Annotated in this window: 14 protein-coding genes; 7 read left to right on the top strand and 7 right to left on the bottom strand. The window is 72.2% G+C overall.

The genetic code is table 11. The annotated features are described in order from the left end of the window. The first annotated feature begins 81 nt into the window (after positions 1-81). The 3 genes from ACSMXR_RS09800 to ACSMXR_RS09790 all read left to right on the top strand — a co-directional run bounded on the left by ACSMXR_RS09800 (position 82) and on the right by ACSMXR_RS09790 (position 3,814). A complete protein-coding gene (locus ACSMXR_RS09800; protein WP_473171650.1) occupies positions 82-1,134 on the top strand; it encodes an iron ABC transporter substrate-binding protein in 1,053 nt (350 codons plus the stop codon). A 143-nt stretch (positions 1,135-1,277) separates the two neighbouring features. Further along, positions 1,278-2,768, top strand: a complete 1,491-nt coding sequence (locus ACSMXR_RS09795; protein ID WP_473171649.1) for an ABC transporter permease — start codon at positions 1,278-1,280, stop codon at positions 2,766-2,768. Beyond that, positions 2,765-3,814: an ABC transporter ATP-binding protein gene (locus ACSMXR_RS09790; RefSeq protein WP_473171648.1), complete on the top strand. Its 1,050-nt coding sequence runs from the start codon at positions 2,765-2,767 to the stop codon at positions 3,812-3,814. Before ACSMXR_RS09795 ends, ACSMXR_RS09790 begins: the two co-directional genes overlap by 4 nt. 53 nt (positions 3,815-3,867) lie before the next feature. On the opposite strand, the gene ACSMXR_RS09785 is transcribed toward ACSMXR_RS09790, so the two are convergent. From ACSMXR_RS09785 to efeO, 4 genes are read right to left on the bottom strand one after another with little or no spacing between them, the layout of a single operon-like run. Continuing rightward, positions 3,868-4,473: a hypothetical protein gene (locus ACSMXR_RS09785; RefSeq protein ID WP_473171647.1), complete on the bottom strand. Its 606-nt coding sequence runs from the start codon at positions 4,471-4,473 to the stop codon at positions 3,868-3,870. Then, on the bottom strand, positions 4,473-5,312 hold the full coding sequence (gene efeU, locus ACSMXR_RS09780) for an iron uptake transporter permease EfeU (RefSeq protein ID WP_376188466.1): 840 nt from the start codon (positions 5,310-5,312) through the stop codon (positions 4,473-4,475). Before efeU ends, ACSMXR_RS09785 begins: the two co-directional genes overlap by 1 nt. A 45-nt stretch (positions 5,313-5,357) precedes the next feature. Further along, a complete protein-coding gene (efeB, locus tag ACSMXR_RS09775) occupies positions 5,358-6,617 on the bottom strand; it encodes an iron uptake transporter deferrochelatase/peroxidase subunit (RefSeq protein WP_381855759.1) in 1,260 nt (419 codons plus the stop codon). Between the two features lie 8 nt (positions 6,618-6,625). Then, positions 6,626-7,732 (bottom strand): iron uptake system protein EfeO, encoded by a 1,107-nt coding sequence (gene efeO, locus ACSMXR_RS09770; RefSeq protein WP_473171646.1) that lies wholly within the window; start codon positions 7,730-7,732, stop codon positions 6,626-6,628. 322 nt (positions 7,733-8,054) lie between these two features. Between efeO and ACSMXR_RS09765 the strand changes: the two genes are divergently transcribed. Genes ACSMXR_RS09765 through ACSMXR_RS09755 form a run of 3 tightly spaced genes read left to right on the top strand, consistent with a single transcriptional unit; the run spans position 8,055 to position 10,826 of the window. Further along, positions 8,055-9,179, top strand: a complete 1,125-nt coding sequence (locus ACSMXR_RS09765; protein WP_218527627.1) for an NAD(P)/FAD-dependent oxidoreductase — start codon at positions 8,055-8,057, stop codon at positions 9,177-9,179. Then, positions 9,176-10,096 carry an NAD(P)H-binding protein gene (locus ACSMXR_RS09760; RefSeq protein WP_381908282.1) on the top strand — a complete coding sequence of 307 codons (921 nt, stop codon included), beginning with the start codon at positions 9,176-9,178 and terminating at the stop codon, positions 10,094-10,096. Before ACSMXR_RS09765 ends, ACSMXR_RS09760 begins: the two co-directional genes overlap by 4 nt. 43 nt (positions 10,097-10,139) lie before the next feature. Continuing rightward, the gene (locus ACSMXR_RS09755) at positions 10,140-10,826 is read left to right on the top strand and encodes a DsbA family oxidoreductase (protein WP_473171645.1); all 687 of its coding nucleotides are present in this window, start codon (positions 10,140-10,142) and stop codon (positions 10,824-10,826) included. 153 nt (positions 10,827-10,979) lie between these two features. Here the strand turns inward: ACSMXR_RS09755 and ACSMXR_RS09750 are convergent, their stop codons facing one another. Beyond that, on the bottom strand, positions 10,980-11,432 hold the full coding sequence (locus ACSMXR_RS09750) for a cupin domain-containing protein (protein ID WP_050495505.1): 453 nt from the start codon (positions 11,430-11,432) through the stop codon (positions 10,980-10,982). A 233-nt stretch (positions 11,433-11,665) separates the two neighbouring features. On the opposite strand from ACSMXR_RS09750, the gene ACSMXR_RS09745 reads away from it, so the two are divergent. Further along, positions 11,666-13,288 carry an FAD-binding oxidoreductase gene (locus ACSMXR_RS09745; RefSeq protein WP_137233287.1) on the top strand — a complete coding sequence of 541 codons (1,623 nt, stop codon included), beginning with the start codon at positions 11,666-11,668 and terminating at the stop codon, positions 13,286-13,288. Between the two features lie 70 nt (positions 13,289-13,358). On the opposite strand, the gene pcaB is transcribed toward ACSMXR_RS09745, so the two are convergent. Both pcaB and ACSMXR_RS09735 read right to left on the bottom strand, forming a co-directional pair. Continuing rightward, positions 13,359-14,816, bottom strand: a complete 1,458-nt coding sequence (gene pcaB / locus ACSMXR_RS09740; protein ID WP_473171644.1) for a 3-carboxy-cis,cis-muconate cycloisomerase — start codon at positions 14,814-14,816, stop codon at positions 13,359-13,361. After that, the gene (locus tag ACSMXR_RS09735; RefSeq protein ID WP_473171643.1) at positions 14,813-16,924 is read right to left on the bottom strand and encodes an FAD/NAD(P)-binding protein; all 2,112 of its coding nucleotides are present in this window, start codon (positions 16,922-16,924) and stop codon (positions 14,813-14,815) included. Before ACSMXR_RS09735 ends, pcaB begins: the two co-directional genes overlap by 4 nt. Between the last annotated feature and the right edge of the window lie 66 nt (positions 16,925-16,990).

The following is a 16,990-nucleotide window of genomic DNA, read 5'->3' as shown; positions in this document are numbered from 1 at the left end:
CAGCGCTTCGGCCGGCCTCCGTCGCTCCGACGCGGCGGTGCCCCCTCAAAGAATCACTCCTCCACGAGAAAGGCTTCTGCCATGTCTTCGTCCAGATCTGGTGTCGGCGCTCTGGCCGTCACGGTTCTCTCGCTCCCGTTCCTCGCCGCCTGCGGTGGTGATGCGGACGGAAAGGCCGCTGACGCCTCCCAGGACCCCGCGGCGGAGAGCTCGTCCCTCGTCGTCTACTCAGGACGGAGCGAAGACCTCATCGCCCCGCTGCTCAAGGACCTGGAGAAGGCCACCGGGGCCGAGGTCGAGGTCCGGTACGGCGACAGCGCCGAACTCGCCGCCCAGCTCCTCGAAGAAGGGAACAGGACCAAGGCCGACCTGTTCTTCTCCCAGGACGCCGGCGCTCTGGGCGCGCTCGGCAAGAACGGCCGCCTGGCCGAGCTGCCGCAGAAGTCCCTCGACGCGGTGGACGAGACGTTTCGGGCGGAGGACGGGACGTGGGTCGGAGTCTCGGGCCGCGCCCGGGTGATCGCGTACAACAGCGACAAGGTCAAGAACGCCCCGACGTCCGTCAACGACCTGACGAAGCCGACGTGGAAGGGCAAGGTCGGCTACGCCCCCACGAACGCCTCGTTCCAGGCGTTCGTCACGGGCATGAGGGTCATGCGGGGCGACGACGCCACCCGCGCATGGCTCAAGGACTTCAAGGCCAACGAGCCCCAGGTGTTCGAGAAGAACGGCGCTGTGCTCGACGCCGTGGACACCGGCAAGGCGGAACTCGGTCTCATCAACCACTACTACTGGTACGAGAAGGCCGCCGAGGTGGGCGAGGACAAGCTCAAGGCCAGGCTCAGCTTCCCCGCCAAGGGCGACCCGGGTGCCCTGGTGAACGTCGCCGGGGTCGGCATCCTCAAGAACACCGGCGCCGACGCGACGGCCCGGAAGGCCGTGGAGTTCCTGCTGTCCGAACAGGCGCAGACCTACTTCGCCGACGAGACGCACGAGTACCCCCTCGCCGCCGGCGTGTCCAGCAAGGACGAGCTGCCGACGCTCGACTCGATCGGCACTCCGGAAGTCGACCTCAGCAAGCTCGAATCCCTCGACGTGACCCTGGAGATGCTCCAGGAAGCCGGGATGGTCTGACCCGGATGAAAGCACCCGGCTCCCGGGCGTCCAGGCGCCGGGTTCTGTTCACCCCCTTCGGTTCCCGGGTGGACGGCGCCGCCGAGCCGTCCACCCGGAGCCTCCGGGCACGCCGGCGCAGTGCCCGGAGGCGGCGGCCTCCGATGCTGCTCCTGGCCGCCGCCTCCGTCGCCGCGGTCGTCGCTCTTCTGCCACTCGGCTACCTCGCCGTACGGGCACTGGAGCGCGGCCCGGCCTTCGCCTGGGACGTCATCTCGGGTGACCGTGTCGCGGAACTGCTCCTGCGAAGTGTCGGGTTGGCCACGGCGGTTGTGATCGCGAGCCTCGTCATCGGCGTCTCGCTCGCGTGGCTGACGAGCCGCACCGCCCTCCCCGGCGCGCGGTGGTGGTCCGTACTGGCGACCCTGCCGTTGGCGGTACCGAGCTACGTGGCCGGTTTCGCCTGGATCTCGGCACGTGACGAGCTGGCCGGGTTCACCGGCGCCGCCCTCGTTCTCACGCTGGTGAGCTACCCCTATGTGTATCTCCCGGTCACAGCGGCGCTGCGCCGGACGGACCCGGCACAGGAAGAGGTGGCGCGCTCGCTGGGCCACGGCCCTCTCACCGTGTTCCGGCGGGTCACGCTGCCCCAGCTGCGGCCTGCCGCCGCAGGTGGGTCCCTGCTCGTCGCGCTGTACGTGCTCTCCGACTTCGGCGCGGTCTCGATCATGCGCTACGAGACGTTCACCCGTGCTGTCCACACGTCGTACAAGGCAAGTTTCGACCGGACACCGGCAGCCGCCCTCGGCGTCGTGCTCGTGGCGATCACCATCCTTCTGGTGGCCGCCGAAGCGCGGACCCGAGGCCGGGGGGTGCACTTCAGCACCGGAAGCGGAGCACCTCGTCCCGCCCACCGCGTCAGCCTCGGACCATGGCGCCGGCCCGCACTCGTGTGGTCCGCGGCGGTCGCCGCCGGCGGCGTCGGCTTCCCGGTCGGCACCCTGGTGTACTGGCTGACGGTGGGCAACTCACGGACCTGGGAACCCGGTCTGCTCCTGGACACGACCGGCAACACCGTCCTGGTCGCCACCCTCGGCGCTGCGGCGACCGTCGCACTGGCCCTGCCGGTCGGGGTACTCGCGGCGCGCCATCGCACGCGCAGTGCCCGTCTCCTCGAACAGGCCGCCTACGCGGGCCACGCCGTCCCCGGCATCACGGTCGCCCTCGCCATGGTCTTCATCGCCGTACGGTACGCGTACCCGCTCTACCAGGAACTGCCCCTGCTGGTCGCGGCGTACACCGTCCTCTTCCTCCCCGTCGCGGTGGCGAGCACGCGGGCGGCGGTGCTTCAGGCCCCGCCCGTCCTGGAAGATGTGGCCCGGTCCCTGGGGCATGGCCCGCTCGCCGTACTGCGCCGCGTCACGGTTCCCTTGGCCGCGCCGGGAATCGCCGCGGGCGCCGCTCTCACGTTCGTCGTCGGTATGAAGGAACTGCCCGCGACCCTGCTGCTCCGTCCCACCGGCATGGACACCCTCGCCACGCGGCTGTGGACCGAGAGGTCAACCGCCTCCTACGCCGCCGCCGCGCCGTATGCCGCCGTGCTGATCGCCATCGCCGCCGTCCCCTCCTACCTGCTCGGAAGGCACCGCACATGACCGACCTGCGCATCGAGGGGCTGACCTCCTCGTACGACTCGAACCGGCCGGTGCTCGACGGACTCGACCTCACCGTGCCCGGAGGCTGCCTGGCCGCCGTGCTGGGGCCCTCAGGCTGCGGGAAGACCACGATGCTGCGCATGGTGGCGGGATTCCTGCGTCCCGACTCCGGCAGCGTGTACATCCGCTCCCGGGCCGTGACCGGCGCCGGCCTTCACGTGCCACCCGAAAAGCGGCGCGTCGGCATCGTTCCTCAGGAAGGCGCCCTCTTCCCGCATCTGACCACCGCCCGCAACGTCGCCTTCGGGCTGTCTCGCGGCCCCTCGGCATCGCGGCGCAAGCGGGTCGAGGAACTGCTGGAGCTGGTAGGTCTGGCGGGCTACGGGGACCGGATGCCGCACGAGCTCTCCGGTGGTCAGCAACAGCGCATCGCTCTGGCGCGGGCACTCGCCCCGCGCCCTGCGGTCGTCCTGCTCGACGAGCCGTTCAACGCGCTGGACAGTTCGCTGCGAGCCGGGATCCGCGCTGACGTACGCGCCGCTCTCGCCGCCGCCGGCGCTACGGGGGTCCTGGTCACGCACGACCAGGAAGAAGCACTCTCCGGCGCCGATCTGGTCGCCGTCATGCGCGACGGGCACATCGTGCAGTGCGGAACACCGCAGGACGTCTACCGCAGGCCCACGGACCTCTGGACGGCCTCCTTCGTCGGTGACGCCGTCCTGCTCCCCGGCACGGCGCGGGGGACTACCGCGGCGACGGTCCTGGGGAACGTTCCGCTCCACGCACCGGCCGTGAGCGGAAGGGGGTTCGCCATCATCAGACCGGAGCAAGTCGCCCTGTCACAGCCGGTCGGAGACTCCGGAGGCAGCACGGCGACCGTTCGGTCCGTCGAGTTCCACGGGCACCACAGCACGATCGGAATATCCGTGCCCGGCATGGAGGAGACGGTGTCGGCACGCGCCCTCGGCCTGGCCACGGAGAGGCCGGGTGACGTGGTCGCTGTCATGGTCTCCGGCCGGGCGACATGGCACGCGGACGACGCGTGAACATCCTCGCGAGAGCACGGTGAACAACGTCCCCCGTACCCGGCAGGACACCCTTACCCGTCGTCGCGCTGCACGAGACGGTACTTACCGGAAGAGGGCTTGCGCCCCGCACCGCTGGGCCGGTGGGGCGAAGGCGCGTACGCCCGCGGCTTCCTCGGACGTACGCGCCGCGCCGCGTCCACCAGAGCGACCAGGCCGGGCGATGCGTGCCACAACTTGCGGAGCTTGTAGGGGCTGAGCCCTACGACTTCTGACGCTGCCTCGAACGACTCACCCCTGGCGAGGGCCAGGACCACGACACGGATCATCGCGGGAGTCCTCGGCTCGCCGGGACCCAGTCCGTTCGCGGCGGCGAGAGCGGTAGCCGCCAGGACGGCCGCGGCGAAGTCCGCATCGTTCACCAGCCAGTGCCGGAGCATGTGTTCAGGCACTCCGGCCCAGATCGCGGCGGCCTCCGGCGCGAGTCCCTGCGCGGTCGCCTGGAGGACGTCGCCCATCCGGGCGAGACGCGTCTCCCGTTCGCTCGGCAGCGCGCCCAGAGATTCCTGGAGGGTCCCCTCGACCCGGTCCCGGGCGGCCAGCCACTCCAGTACCTGCTCGGCCTGTGGCAGAGCGGCCCTGACCGATTCGGCGCTCGGCCTCCTGCCCTGATCCATCATCACCCTTCCGGGGCGGTTCGCCGGGGACGAGTGACCTGGCGGCCGCGTTCGGGGGCGAGGAAGAGCGCCAGCACCGGGACGAGGTAGAGCAGCCAGACGACGACCTGGAGAACCGTCGGGTCGGGCTGGAAGTTGAAGACGCCCTTCAGCAGGGTCCCGTACCAGGAGTCGGGCGGGACCGTGCCGCTGATGTCGAAGGCGAGGTTGCGCAGGCCGGGCAGGACGTCGCCCTCCTGAAGGTCATGGACGCCGTAGGCCAGGACGCCGGCGGCGACCAGGACGAGCATGGCGCCGGTCCAGCGGAAGAACTTCGCGAGGTTGATGCGCAAGGTGCCTTGGTAGAACAGCCAGCCCAGCACCACCGAGGTGGCCAGCCCGAGGAGCGCCCCGGCCAGCGGGCGGACTCCGTCGCCGCTGGCCTGCACGGCGGTCCAGATGAACAGCGAGGTTTCCAGCCCCTCGCGGCCGACGGCGAAGAACGCCGTGACGACCAGCGCGCCGGTGCCGAGCGCGAGTGCGGCGTCGAGCTTTCCCTGGAGCTCGCTCGTGAGGTGGCGGGCGGTGCGTCGCATCCAGAAGACCATCCATGTGACCAGGCCCACCGAGAGGATGGACAGGACGCCGCCGAGGATCTCCTGCGCCTGGAAGGTCAGGGTGGAGGATCCGAACTGCAACAGCGCGCCGAAGGCGAGCGAGAGGGCGACGGCGATGGCTACGCCGGTCCACACGGGCGCCAGTCGGCTCTTGTTGCCGGTCTTGACGAGATAGGCGATGAGGATGCAGACGACCAGGCTCGCCTCCAGGCCCTCACGCAGCCCGATCAGGTAGTTGCCGAACACGCCGGTTCCTTTCTCCGGTTGAACAGTGGGGCGCGATGGTGCGCATCAGGCGAACAGCGCCCGGCCCCACCAGTCGTCCCGCTCGCGGACGCCCGGCGGCATGGCGAACAGCGCCGAACCCACGTGCTGGATGTATTCGTTGAGCGCGTCGGAGCGCGCCAGGCTCCGTTGCACCGGAATGAATCCGGTGCGGGGGTCTCGCTGGTAGGCGAGGAAGAACAGCCCCGCGTCCAGGCGGCCGAGCCCGTCGGTGCCGTCGGTGAAGGAGTATCCGCGCCGAAGCATGGACGCCCCGTCGTTGGATTCGGGATGCGAGAGCCTCACATGTGAGTCCGGCCGCATCGCTTTCAGGAACGGCTCGTCGTGCTCGCGGGCCTTGCCGGCCGGTGCGCCCTCGCGCTTGTCGCGGCCGAAGACGTCCTCCTGCTCCCGCAGGGAGGTGCGGTCCCAGGTCTCGATGTTCATCCGGATCCGGCGCGCCACGAGATAGGAGCCGCCTGCCATCCAGTCGGCGCCGTCCCGCTCCGTGGCCCACACATGCCGGTCCAGAGCGGCGGTGTCCGTACCGGAGATGTTGCGGGTGCCGTCCTTGAACCCGAACAGATTGCGAGGGGTCTGCGCGTCGGGTGTGGTGGAGGAGGTCTTGCCGAAGCCGAGCTGGGACCAGCGCACGGCGACCGTGCCGAACCCGATCCTGGCCAGATTACGGATGGCGTGCACGGCGACCTGCGGGTCGTCCGAGCACGCCTGCACGCACAGGTCACCGCCGGAGCGGGCCGGATCGAGGTGGTCCCCGGGAAACCTGGGCAGTTCGACCAGTGCGCCGGGGCGGCGGTCGGCCAGACCGAACCGGTCGTCGAAGAGTGACGGGCCGAAACCGACGGTCAGCGTGAGCCGGGACGGATGGAGTCCGAGTGCTTCACCGGTGTCGTCGGGCGGCGCTTCGGGCATCCCGCCGTACGCCCCGTCGCCGACGGGGCGGCCTGCGGTCATCTGCTCGGCGGCCCGGGTCCAGTCCTTGAGCACCTGGACCAGTGCGGCCCGGTCGGTCGTCCGCACGTCGAAGGCGGCGAAGTGCAACCGGTCCTGCACGGCGGTGGTGATGCCGGCCTGGTGACGGCCGTGGAACGCGACGGCGTTCCCGCCCTCGCTCGGGGCGGGGTCGCGTCCGCCGACGGCCGCCGCGGCGCCACCCGCCGCGGCGGCGCCGAGCGCCAGCCCGGCACCACCCCAGCCCAGCACCGAGCGACGCGAGGGTGCTGTGCCGTCCTGGTTCCCGGACCTGCCTGTCTCCGCCCGCCGCATGCGGTGCTTCACTTCGCCACGGCGGCGGCGAGCTTCGACAAGGGTTCGGCCAGCGCGTTGACTCCGTCGGAGAGCTCCTTGCGCTTCGACTCGGCGACCTTGTCGTAGGAGACATAGGTGTAGGAGTCCTTCTCCACTCCCTTGTCCGTGCGGTAGACGTCCAGTTGCGCGGTCAGCGCGGCGAACCGCTGGTCGAGTTCCGTGGTGAGCGCGGGGTCGTTCTTCGCGCTGATCGGCTTGAGCAGGTCGTACGACGTCCGGGCACCCTCAAGGTTGGCCTTGAAGTCGACCAGGTCGGTGTGGGAGTAGCGTTCCTCCTCGCCGGTGACCTTGCCCGAGGCGACCTCGTCGAGAAGTTCCTTGGCGCCGTTGGCCATGGACGTAGGGGTGATCTCGGCGGTGCCGACCTTCTTCACCCAGTCGTTCAGGTCCTTCATCAGCCGGCCGGCGAGCTTCTTCTCGCGGGCGCCGATCTTCTTCTCCTGCCACAGGGCCTTTTCCAGGCGGTGCCAACCGGTCCAGTCCGTTGCCGGGTCCTGCCCTTCGTCCAGGCCGTCCTCGCGCACGTCGACCTTGGGGTCGATATCGCCGAAGGACTCCGCGACCGGCTCGGTACGTTCCCAGCCGATCCGGGAAGGAGCGTAGAGCCGCTTGGCCTCCTCGACGTCGCCGGCCTTGACCGCGTCGGTGAACGCCTTCGCCCTGGGCAAGGTCTGCTCGGCCTGAGCCTGTACGTAGGCCCGATAGGAGGCGACCGCCGCATCCGCCTCGGGGCTCCGTTCGGCGGCCGTGTTCTCACCGGTGACCTCGACCTTCCGACGGATGCCGTCGCCCTTCATACCGGGCTTGCACGCTATCTCGTAGGTGCCGGCCCTGAGCTCGGCGACCAGGGACGCCTTGGTCCCCGGACCGATGTTCTCGCGCTCCGCCGCGATCCGGTCGTCGGGAAAGAGCACGTACACCTCGGTCACCTTGGAGCCCTTGTTCTCCAGGTCCAGCGGCACGTGCCCCGCGGGAAAGTCGGTCCGGGAGACCTGGCACTCCGTGTCCGAGGCGGTCACCCGTACCGCGCCGTCCCCGCCCGTGGCCTTCTGCGCGCAGCCCGAGACAGCCATGGCGATCGCTGTCGCGGTACCGATACCGAGGAGGAGGGGACGAGGTCTGGCGGACATACGGTGCCTCAATTCGAGCTGCTGGGTCGACGACAGGGCACGGCTGCCCGTCGCACGAGAGTCTACGTAAATGTAGACAGTGAGGGAAGGCTGCCCTAAACCATCGGTGAACCCGACTGCCGCACCGGCACGAATCACGCGAACGCGTGATGGCAGCCCCCGGCCGCTCCACGATGCTCGGTCCGCAAGCTGACTGGACGCTGCGGCAGGAGGCCAACCGTGACCCGTTCTGTGCCGACGAACTCCTGGCTCGGGAGCCCGGACCATGGGTGAACACCGGCGTGACATCGATATCGCGGTCATCGGCGCGGGCGTGCTCGGGCTCGCGACCACGGACAGTCTGGTGCGCCGGGGCGCCGACGTCGTCTGCTTCGACGGGCGGGTGCCCGGCAGCGGGCTGTCCGGCGGGCTGACCCGGACGTTCCGGCACCGGCACGACGACGAGCGGCATGTGGCGCTCGCCGTGGACGGGCGGGCCGGGTTCGCCGAGTGGGAACGGCGCAGCGGGAAGGTGCTGATCGGTGACGAGGGCGCCGTCTACGCCGGGATGGGGCCCGCCGATGTGAAGGGGCTGGCCCTGCACGGGGTGGCGCACCACTTCGTGGAGGCCGCCGGGCAGGACTCCGTGTTCCCCGGGCTCGCCCCGGTGGACGGTCCGCTGCTCGTCGACCCGGGGGCCGGAGCGATACGGGCCCGGCACACCATCGACGCGCTCGTCGGCTGGGTGCGCGACCGGATCGTCAACGCCCACATCCACAGCGTCACCGTGCCCGCCGACGGCGACGGCGTGGAGATCCAGACCACCGAGGCCATCTACCGGGCCCGGCACGTCGTGATCGCCGCGGGCACCGCCGTACCGGCCCTCGCCCGGGGCGTCGGGATCGACATCCCGCTGGAGTCGCGGCTGCACGTGCGCCCGCACTTCCGGGTCCGGGGCCACCGGCCGGGCCGCACCCGGGCGTTGCCGTGCTGGGTCGACCGTGCCGGGATCTGGGGCGAGACCGTGTACGGGTCTCCGATCGGCGACACCGGGCGGTATGTGATCGGGCTCATCGGCACCGAGGTCGACATCCCGTTCGGCCCGGACGGCGCCCTGCCCGAGGGCAGCACCACCCTGGACGACGCCCGGCGGGTCGTCGCGTACGTCGAGCGGGCGCTGCCCGGACTCGACCCCGAACCCGTGGGCGTACGCGTCTGCGTGATGACCAAGCTGCCGGCGGGCAGCGACGCGCTGCGGGCCTGGCACACCCCCGGCGTCACGGCCGTCGCCGGGCACAACCTCTTCAAGATGGCCCCCGTCCTCGGCGAACTCCTCGCCGACACCGCGCTGGAGGACCGGCTGCCCGACCGGCTGGCGGACGTCGGGGCCGGAGCTCTGGTCGCACCGTGACCGCGGCCCCCGCCGGCCGGATCGCGGTGACCGGGGCCACCGGCACCCTCGGCAGCGCGCTCGTACGGGAGTTGGCGGCGCGCGGCCACCGGCCCCTGGCGCTCGTCCGGCCGGGCCGGGCCGGGGCGGTCGTGGCGTCGGCGGATCCGGTCGAGGCGGAGCTGGGCGACGGCGGACCGGAGTCCGTACGGCGGCTCGCCGAGGCGCTGTCGGACACCCGGGCCCTGTTCCTGCTGACCCCGTTCCACCCCCGGCAGGACCTGCTCCAGCGAACCGTCATCGAAGCGGCGGCGGCCGCCGGGGTCGCCCATGTCGTCAAACTGTCGGCCCTGGGCGCGGCCCCGGATTCGCCGGTCCTCGTCCACCGCCAGCACGGCCTGGCCGAACGGGCGCTGGCCGACCGGGGCGTCGCCCATACCGTCCTGCGCCCCAACGCGTTCACACAGAACGCCGCCCAGTGGCTCGGCACCATCGCCTCCCGGGGCGCCGTGCTGCTCCCGGTCGGGCGGGCCCGCGTCAGCATGGTCGACGTACGGGACATCGCGGCGGCCGCCGCGACCCTGCTCATCGGCCGGCCCGGCCACGGCGAGGTGTACGAGCTGACGGGGCCCCGGGCGCTCGGATACGCGGAGGCCGCCGAGGAGTTGACGGCGGCCTCCGGGCGGCGGATCCGCTACCTGGACGTCTCCGAGGACGTGGCGCGCGAGGCGATGCTCGGGGCGGGCGTCCCGGCCTGGGCGGTGGCCGCCCGGCTCCAGCTGTACGCGACCTACACCGCAGGGGAGGCCGAGACGGTCACCGGGGCGCTGCGGGAGCTGACCGGGCGTCCGCCGAGGCCGTTCGCGGACTTCGCACGCCTGCTCGCGGAACGCATCCGGGCCCTGCCCGCCCCCGGCCCCGCGGAGGTGATCCGGTGAGCAGCGACAGCGATACCGCCCCCGGCCCGGCGGAGGTGATCCGGTGAGCATCGACGTCGCCCCCGGCACGCTGGTCGTCTTCGCCGACATCGGGTGTCCCTGGGCCCACCTCGCGCTCTACCGGCTGCACACCACCAGGACGGCGCTCGGGCTCGATGAGCGGGTGCGCTTCGACATCCGGGCGTTCCCGCTGGAACTGATCAACGAGATGTCCACGCCCAAGACGATCCTGGACGCGGAGACCCCGGTCGTCGGCGCGCTGGAGCCGGCGGCCGGCTGGCAGATGTGGCAACGCCCCGACCACACCTACCCGGTGAGCACCCTGCCCGCGATGGAGGCCGTCGAGGCGGCCAAGGAGCAGGAGCTCGCGGCGAGCGAGACCCTCGATCTGGCCCTGCGCGTGGCGCTGTTCGGGCAGAGCCGCACCATCACGATGCGCCACGAGATCCTCGCCGTCGCCCGCGCGTGCGCCGGGGTGGACGCCGATGAGCTCAAGCGGGCCCTGGTGCGCGGGCGGGCCCGGGCCGCCATCGAGGAGCAGCTGGCCGTCTCGCTGAGCGACGCCGTGCAGGGCAGCCCGCACGTGTTCGCTCCCGGCGGGCTCGACGCCCACAACCCGGGCGTCGAACGCCACTGGCTCGGCCCGATGGGGGCCGGCTTCCCCGTCGTGGACCGGGACGAGCCCGGTCCCGTGTACGAGGCGCTGCTGAAGCGGGCCGCGCAGGGCTGACACCCACGGAACAGCGACGGGAACAGCGACAGGAACAGCGACGAGCACAGCGGCGGAGGCCGCCCACCGGAGGAGTATCGGTGGGCGGCCTCCGCCGCTGTTCCCTGTCGTGTCGCGGTGGCCGTCGTGCCGCGGCCACCGCGACCACCGGGCTCACTCCGGCACGATGATCATGCCGAAGTCCTCCGCCCGCTGCACCACCAGCTGTTCGTAGCCGACCGGCTCGTCCGGGCGGTCCTTCCCCGGCACGACCGGCGAGCCGATCTCCATGAAGAAGTTCTCGAATCCGGCCGGAGCGAGCACGAAGAGCAGCTTCGTGATTTTGCTGGAGTCGTTGCGGAATTTGTGCTTGGCGCCGCGCGGAATGAAGATGAACGCCCCGCTCTCCGCCTTGATGACTTCGTCGCCCGACGCCACGGTGAGTTCACCGTCGAGAAGATAGAAGATCTCGTCCGCGTCGTTGTGGATGTGCATCGGCGGACCGTTGTCCGGGGCTATCTCCCCTTCGAGCAGGGTGAATCCCGGGCCGGTGGTGCCCTTTCCCGCCTTCACCGTGTACTTGTCGCCCTGCAGGGCCCAGACACTGGGCCCTTCGCCGGGAGCCACGTACGTAATCGATTCCGATCCTGTTCCAGCGCCCTGCGGGCCCCACGGGATACTCATCGGCTTCCTCACGGTCGTCACGGTCGTCACGTCGTTGCCGTGGTCAAGTCAACCGGGGAGGCGTGCGCCGGGCATCACGTGATCACGTGATGTGGCGGTGTGCGCCGCGATGACATCTTCCCCGGAACAGGCAACCCGGCAGCTCGCCGGGGATCGTCGACAACGGAGGAAGAACCATGACCCCGGTATCGCGCAGACGACTTCTCACCGGCACCGCGGCGGCGGTGGGGGCCACGGCGCTGGTCGGGCCGGCCGAGGCGGCGGCGTCCGGGAGCCCCGCCCGTACGCGGCAGATCCGCGCGCTGACCGTGGCCCCGACGGACATCCGCTACTCGGGGCTGACCAGCGGTCAGAACCAGCTGTTCAGCAGTAGGCCCGAGGCGATACGGCTGCCCAACAGCACCGCCCAGGTGGTCAGCGCGGTGCAGGAGGCGGTGACGGCCGGCAAGCGGATCAGCGTCCGCGGCGGGGGCCACTGCTACGAGAACTTCGTCGACCACCCGGACGTCAAGGTGATCATCGACATGTCGGCCATGCGCGCGGTCGCCCACGACGCGCGGATGAACGCGTTCTCGGTGGAGGGCGGCGCCACGCTCGGCGAGATGTACCAGGTGATGTTCCGGCAGTGGGGCGTCACCCTGCCCGGCGGGGCCTGCTACTCGGTCGGCGTCGGCGGCCATGTCACCGGCGGCGGTTACGGCAACCTGAGCCGGCTCCACGGGCTGGTCGTCGACTATCTGTACGCCGTCGAGGTCGTCGTCGTCGACCCCGACGGGCGGGCCCGTTCCGTCGTGGCCACCCGCGAGGCCGACGACCCCAACCGCGACCTGTGGTGGGCCCACACCGGCGGTGGCGGCGGCACCTTCGGCGTCGTGACCCGCTACTGGTTCCGCTCGCCCACCGCGACCGGCACCAACCCCTCGGCCCTGCTGCCCGCCCCGCCCTCCGACGTCCTGGTGACCTGGCTCCAGTGGCCCTGGGACCGGCTGAACGAGCGGAGCTTCACCCGGCTCGTGCACAACTACGGCCTCTGGAACGAGCGGAACAGCTCGCCCACCTCCCCGTACACCGGGCTGACCGCCCGTCTGGAGCCCGGCCCGAAGGCGGCCGGCGGCGGCGTCCTGCTCGCCGTGCAGATGGACACCGCCGTTCCGGGCGCCTCCCGGCTCCTCGCCGACTTCCTGGCCGCCGTCAACGACGGCGTGGGCGTGACCCCCGTAAACGTTCAGGAGCTGCACCGGCTGCCCTGGTTCCAGGCCACCGGCTGGCCCGGGTTCTGGATGAGCAACCCCACCGACCGCTACAAGTACAAGTCCAGCTACCACCGCAAGGGGCTCACCGGCGAGCAGACGGCCGGCCTCTACCGGGTGCTCACGGACTCCGACTACGACCACCCGGCCTTCGTCGTCTCCATCGCCGCGCACGGCGGCCAGGTCAACGCGGTGTCGTCGACCGCTACCGCCCAGCCGCACCGCGACAGCGTGCTGAAGCTGCTGTGGGGCACGGCCTGGGCCAACCCCGGCGACGACGCGAAGCACTTCGCGTACATCCGGCGGGCCTACTCCACCGTCTACGCCTCGACCGGCGGGGTGCCCGTCCTCGACGACGTCACCGACGGCTGCTACATCAACTACGCCGACGGCGACCTCACCGACCGGGTGCGGCGCAACCGCTCCGGCGTCGCCTGGCACGACCTCTACTGGAAGCAGAACTACCCCGCGCTCCAGCGTGCCAAGTCCCGCTGGGACCGGCGGAACGTCTTCCGCCACGCGCAGTCCGTCAGGCCGGTCGGATCCTGACCCGCGCGGCCGGCGGGGCGCCCGGATCCCGGATCCCGGACCGCGGGAGCCGGTGCCGGGCGCCCGTCGCTCAGCGGTCCGCGTGCCGGGCCAGGACCCGGTCCGCCAGGATGCCGGCGGCGCCCAGATAGCCCGAGGGCTCCAGCAGGTCCTTCGGCGCCCCGGGGCCGGTGAACAGCGCGGCGGCCTCCGGTACGGCGGCCAGCCGCTCGGCGAACGAGGGACCGGGGCCGCCCGCCGCCGCGTGGGCCCCCGCAGCTCCCGCAGCTCCCGCAGCCTCCGCCGCCTCCGCCGACAGCCGGGCCAGCAGCCGCTTCGCCGCCGCCTTGCCCACGGTCGGCGCGAGCAGCGCGTTGAGCCGTTCCGCGAACAGCTCGCCCTCGCCCGACTCCAGGTTGGCGCGCATCCGGTCCGGGAACACCGCGAGTCCGGCGGCCAGTTCGGCCGCGCTGTCGGCCGCGCCCGCCGTCAGCCGCAGGCACTCCCGCAGCGGCTGCCACTCCGCGTGCCAGCCGCCCGCCGCCCGCTCGTCCTCGGAGACCAGCGCCTGGGTGAGGACGAGGGCGAGCGGCGGCACCTGGCGGGCGGCCGAGGCGATCAGCGTGGCGAGGACCGGGTTGCGTTTCTGCGGCATGGCCGAGGAGGCGCCCCGGCCCTCGCCGGACGGCTCGGCCGCCTCCGCCACCTCCGTACGGGCCAACCCCTGGACGTCCACGGCGAGTTTGCCCAGTGCGCCCGCCGTGAAGGAGAGCACCGCGCCCAGGTCGGCGAACGGGGTGCGCAACGCGTGCCAGGGCACGGAGGGGGCGGTCAGGCCGAGGCGTCGGGCGAACGGTCCGACCAGCTCGGTGCCCCGGCCGGGCAGCCCGCCCCCGACCGCCGCCGGGGTGCCGACGGCGTACTCGTTGTACGCGGCCAGGGTGCCCGCCGCCCCGCCGAGCTGGGCGGGCAGACCGGTGGCCAGCACCGCCCTCAGCCGGTCCGACGCGTCCAGCACCAGGCTCAGCCAGCCCGCCGCCTTGAGACCGAAGGTGATCGGCACGGCGTGCTGCGTCAGCGTCCGGCCGGCCATCGGGGTGTCACGGTGGAGCGCCACCAGCAGCGCCAGCGCGTCCGCCGTCCTGACCAGGGCGTCGTCGGTGTACCGCAGCGCCCGGGCGGCGACCAGGACGGTCGCGGTGTCCAGCACGTCCTGACTGGTGCAGCCGTGGTGCACATGCTCCGCCGCCTCGGGCGACAGCGCCGCCACCGCCTCGGTCAGCGCCCCGACGAGGCCGACGACCGGGTTCGCGGCCCGGCGCGAGCCATGGGCGAGCGCCACCGGATCGATCCGGCCCGAGCGGGCCGCCGCCCTGATCGGGCCGACCGACGAGGCGGGCACGATGCCCAGTTCGGCCTGGGTCTCGGCCAGCGCGACCTCCACCTCCAGCATGGCCTCCAGATAGGCGCGGTCGGAGACCAGCGGTTCCGCGCCGCCGCCCGCCCAGACCGGGGAGAGCAGACCCACATCGTGCCGATCGCCGTTCATGAGGCTCCTTGGGCGGTGGGGGCGGGGACGGCCGCCGGCGGGCAGCTGGTGGGCAGCCAGGGCAGCGGGATGTGGCGGCGCAGCGGGGCGTCGTGGCGGGCCGGGGCCGCGGCGGCAGGCCGGACCGCCGCCAGGCAGCGGCGCGCGATGGCGTCGCTGTCGCCGAGGATGACCGAGTTGACGCCGGGACGTACGCCCGCCGCCGTCACCCAGTGCACGGACTCGGTGGGCACCCCGAAGGCGAACCGGCGCGGATGCGGGCGGCGGGCCGCGTCCAGCAGGTGGTATGGCCTGCGCGAGACGGCCACCCCGCCGGTCTCGTGGAACCCGCCGGCGCCGTCCGGGATGCGGTACGGCGCGCACTGGCCCGAGCGCAGCAGCGAGCGCAGCAGCGGATCGGTGGTGGAGCGGAGGTCGGGCTCGCTGAGCCGCGCCTCGATCAGCGCCGAGACCCGTACGCCGGAGGCGGGCGCCCCGGCCGACCGGAGGACGAACCCGCCCTGCTCCGGCTCCGGTTCGGCCCGCACCCCGGGCAGGCACATCCGGACGACGCCGGCTTCGATCAGGGCGATCAGCTCCTCGATCCGGCGGGCCGGCGGGCCGATCGAGAGATACGCGTTGAGCGGGGTGTACCAGGCCCGCAGCTCGTCGCGGTACGAACGGCCGCTGATGCCGGCGTGGTCGACCACCAGCCGTATCTCGTTGCGCAGATCGCGCAGCACATCCAGGGCCGCCTTCAACGGGCTGCTCACATTGCCCTTCAGCGCCTCGGCCACATCGTCGCGCAGATGGCCGAGCAGCCACCCCTGGAACACCCACCGGTCCGCGAACTCCCGCTCACCGTAGGGCCGTTCGATCAGCGGCCAGGACCAGCGCCGCTCCGCCGGAATGCCGTGACGGTCCAGCAGCGCGGCCTCCTCGGCGCCCTCGGGGCCGCCCCGGGCCACGAACTCCGCGCAGAACACCGCACCGGCCGCCGCCTCGCCCCGCTCGGTGAGCAGCGCCCGGTAGTAGACCGCGCGCACCTCCCGGGAGACCAGCGGCCAGACGTGCTCGCGGAAGGACAGCGTCCCGGTGCTCCGGTGCCGCTCGCGCAGCTCCTCGATGGCCGCCGGGGTCAGGAACAGCGGCTCGTGCCGCCCGGAGACGCCCTTCTCGTTCTCGCCGCGCGCGTGGTACGGAATGCCGCGCCGCGACCCCGCGTACAGCACCGGCTCCAGCCCCGACGGGCGGTACACCAGCGCCCCGCCGTTGTCGCGCTCGAAGGTCCCGCCGCGTCCGCCGGTCAGCAGCGCGACGACGTCGAAGAAGGTCAGCCCCATCCCCAGCAGCCCGGTCGGCTGCCCCGCCCCGATCGCGGCGAAGTCCACATCGGCGGGGTTGGCGGGCGGAAAGTAGAGGAGCCCGTTGCGCCGCGCGTACCGGGCGAACTCCCGCTCCCGCGCGGTCGGTTCCACCGGTACGTGGCCCTGGGCCAGCACCACCGCGTCCAGCTCGGCCACCTCGCCGCCCCGGTCCAGCGTGACCACCTGGGTCCGCCGGCCGCCCGGTGCGTCGCGCAGCGCCACGGCCGTGGCGTGATGGACCGTGATGGTCAGGTTGGGCGGAGCGCCGCGCCGCAGCCGGTCCAGGACCCACATCAGATAGTGCCCGTAGAGCCGGCGCGTGGGGTACGCGTCGGGGCCCAGCGCCGCCGCCTCCCGGCGGACATCGGCCGGCAGCCCGCCCGAGCCCAGCTCCTCCAGCAGGGCCGCCCACTGATGCAGGCTGGGGCCGGGCACGACCGGCCCCGCGCAGTCCACGGACTCGTCGCAGTACAGCGTGATCTGCGACGCCACCGTGTTCATCAGCAACTCGGCCCGCTGGCCGGTGCGCCACACCTGTCCGCCGCTCGGAAACGGGTCGACCAGGTGCACGGCGTACCGGCGCTCGCGCAGATACGGGAGCCCGGCGTTGGCGCAGAGCCGCTCCACCACCGAGATGCCACGCGGGCCCGCGCCGATCACACAGATCCGGGTGACGCCCTCGTCGGCCGGTGATGGATCACCGGCCGTCCGCTCCTCGTCCGTCTCCTGGCCGGTGAACGGCCTTGCGCTGTCATTCGGCATGACACTCCTCGGGCCCCGGGCCGTACACGGAGAACAATCGGACTACCCCGCGGACGCTATGCCGTA

The organism is Streptomyces sp. DSM 106670 (assembly GCF_055792845.1).
This window is presented reverse-complemented; position numbering and strand designations above follow the sequence as displayed.

Coding starts and splice junctions, on each gene's coding strand:
- ACSMXR_RS09800 (WP_473171650.1), top strand. CDS start 82: ATGTCTTCGTCCAGATCTGGTGTCGGCGCTCTGGCCGTCACGGTTCTC.
- ACSMXR_RS09735 (WP_473171643.1), bottom strand. CDS start 16,924: ATGCCGAATGACAGCGCAAGGCCGTTCACCGGCCAGGAGACGGACGAG.
- ACSMXR_RS09745 (WP_137233287.1), top strand. CDS start 11,666: ATGACCCCGGTATCGCGCAGACGACTTCTCACCGGCACCGCGGCGGCG.
- ACSMXR_RS09790 (WP_473171648.1), top strand. CDS start 2,765: ATGACCGACCTGCGCATCGAGGGGCTGACCTCCTCGTACGACTCGAAC.
- ACSMXR_RS09795 (WP_473171649.1), top strand. CDS start 1,278: ATGCTGCTCCTGGCCGCCGCCTCCGTCGCCGCGGTCGTCGCTCTTCTG.
- pcaB (WP_473171644.1), bottom strand. CDS start 14,816: ATGAACGGCGATCGGCACGATGTGGGTCTGCTCTCCCCGGTCTGGGCG.
- efeB (WP_381855759.1), bottom strand. CDS start 6,617: ATGCGGCGGGCGGAGACAGGCAGGTCCGGGAACCAGGACGGCACAGCA.
- ACSMXR_RS09785 (WP_473171647.1), bottom strand. CDS start 4,473: ATGATGGATCAGGGCAGGAGGCCGAGCGCCGAATCGGTCAGGGCCGCT.
- ACSMXR_RS09765 (WP_218527627.1), top strand. CDS start 8,055: ATGGGTGAACACCGGCGTGACATCGATATCGCGGTCATCGGCGCGGGC.
- efeO (WP_473171646.1), bottom strand. CDS start 7,732: ATGGCTGTCTCGGGCTGCGCGCAGAAGGCCACGGGCGGGGACGGCGCG.